The sequence below is a fragment of the Moorena sp. SIO4E2 genome (assembly GCF_010671945.1).
Lineage (GTDB): Bacteria > Cyanobacteriota > Cyanobacteriia > Cyanobacteriales > Coleofasciculaceae > Moorena > Moorena producens.
This window is the reverse complement of record NZ_JAAHIE010000921.1, coordinates 1-2,231: the sequence shown is the minus strand read 5'-3', so window position 1 is coordinate 2,231 and position 2,231 is coordinate 1. Positions and strand designations below refer to the sequence as shown.

General features: G+C 38.3%; 2 protein-coding genes. One reads left to right on the top strand and one right to left on the bottom strand.

What is annotated here, in order from left to right:
• Positions 1-937 precede the first annotated feature (937 nt).
• A complete protein-coding gene (locus tag F6K37_RS38990; protein WP_287256594.1) occupies positions 938-1,294 on the top strand; it encodes a four helix bundle protein in 357 nt (118 codons plus the stop codon).
• 226 nt (positions 1,295-1,520) lie between these two features.
• On the opposite strand, the gene F6K37_RS38985 is transcribed toward F6K37_RS38990, so the two are convergent.
• Positions 1,521-2,069 (bottom strand): Uma2 family endonuclease, encoded by a 549-nt coding sequence (locus F6K37_RS38985; RefSeq protein WP_287256592.1) that lies wholly within the window; start codon positions 2,067-2,069, stop codon positions 1,521-1,523.
• Positions 2,070-2,231: the final 162 nt, after the last annotated feature.

Below are 2,231 nucleotides of genomic sequence, written 5' to 3'. Positions count from 1 at the left end.
AGAATGAAGAATTTAGAATTTAGAATTTAGAATTTAGAATTTAGATCCTGTAGGGTGGGCAAAAGGTGAGCACAGATCAGCTGTAGGGAAAACTCTAGGAATTTTGCCCACCAAAAAGTCAGATCTGTAGGGTGGGCAAAAGGTGAGCACAGATCAGCTGTAGGGAAAACTCTAGGAATTTTGCCCACCAAAAAGTCAGATCCTGTAGGGTGGGCAAGGTAATTGGTCAACTTAAGGGCTCTAACCAATTTATTTCCCCTTGCCCACCCTACAAAACTAGCTAAGGCTAAAAATTCATTCTAAATTCTTCATTCTTCATTCTAAATTCTTCATTAGTTAATCCTGGTGGGCAAGGGGATTGGTCAATTTAAGGGATCCAAGCAATTTATTTCCCCTTGCCCACCCTACAAAACTAGCTAAGGCTAAAAATTCATTCTAAATTCTTCATTCTTCATTCTAAATTCTTCATTAGTTAATCCTGGTGGGCAAGGGGATTGGTCAATTTAAGGGATCCAAGCAATTTATTTCCCCTTGCCCACCCTACAAAACTAGCTAAGGCTAAAAATTCATTCTAAATTCTTCATTCTTCATTCTAAATTCTTCATTAGTTAATCCTGGTGGGCAAGGTAATTGGTCAACTTAAGGGATCCAAGCAATTTATTTCCCCTTGCCCACCCTACAAAACTACAAAACTAAATTCTTCATTCTTCATTCTAAATTCTTCATTAGTTAATCCTGGTGGGCAAGGGGATTGGTCAACTTAAGGGCTCTAACCAATTTATTTCCCCTTGCCCACCCTACAAAACTAAATTCTTCATTCTTCATTCTTCATTCTTAATTCTTAATTCTAAATTCTAAATTATTCATTTTTATATTTATACATTTATTGATAAAGTAAACTAAAAGTAAATTCTTAAATTAGATCTGCTCCTCAAGAATGACAAAAAAAGATATACAAGAAAGAACGCTAAAGTTTAGCGTAAGAATAGTCAATCTCTGTAAATTTCTGAGACAAAATGGTGGAACTGGATATGATTTAAGCAAACAATTAATCCGCTCTGGAACAAGTATTGGAGCAAATGTTGAGGAAGCACAAAATGCAGAAAGTAAACGAGACTTTATTCATAAAATGAGTATATCCCTCAAGGAAGCTAGAGAGACCAATTATTGGTTGAAAATCTTAATCGCCACCGAGAAAAACCTAGAACCAAGATTGCTGTCTTTACTCAATGAATCCAACGAATTAATTTCTATTATTCATGCAATTATTAAAAACACTAAGGCTCAAAACTAATTCTATAGCAATTATCAAAGTTATGAGGTACAAATTTCTGGGTTTTAGGGAACAGGGAACAGGGAGCAGGGAAAAGGAAGCAGGAAGCAGGAAGCAGAAAGCAGGTAATAGGTAATAAGCCAACAAAATCTCTGTACCTCATAGCTATGATAAATTCTACATTCTAAATTCTACATTCTAAATTCTACATTCCCAATTCTAAATTCTACATTCCCAATTCTAAATTCTACATTCTAAATTCTACATTATGATAAAAGTTGACACTTTCGAGGGTAAAGGTATCCCCTTTTTCATAGGGATAAAGTACCCAAAACCCTTGCTGATTACGCCTAAAGCACTCTACTCCTATTGTCTCTGACTGGATTAGAACATACTCTTGCAAGGTTTTTAGCTTACGGTATTTGGCAAACTTATTCCCCCGGTCGTATGCCTCTGTAGAGGGTGAGAGCACTTCTACAATTAGACAGGGATACTCAATAAACTGGTTAGACTCTTGATCTCTGGAATCACAAGTTACTACTACATCTGGGTAGTGGTAGGAACGAACTGAAGATATTTTTACCTTCACATCTGCGATATAGACCTCACAGCTACTGTCTTGTAGGTGAGTATTTAGATCACTGGCCAGATTTAAAGCAATCCGGTTGTGGGGTTTCGAGCCTCCAGTCATGGCGAAGACTTCCCCATCACTATACTCGTAACGAATCTCTTGAGTCGGTTCCCACTCCAGGTATTCTTGGGGAGTCATCCGGTAAGGCTGTGGACTGGCAATCATGGTTTTTTGCAATCAATAGACTTCGCGGCAGTTGTCGGGAACAGCGGATCTGGGAACAGGGAACAGTGGACAAGAATTGACGTTACAATTTTCGGACGGACTGTCCCAACACTGGTACTCAAGGTTTAACATGAGGGCAAGCCCGCCCCTAACCCACCCTAC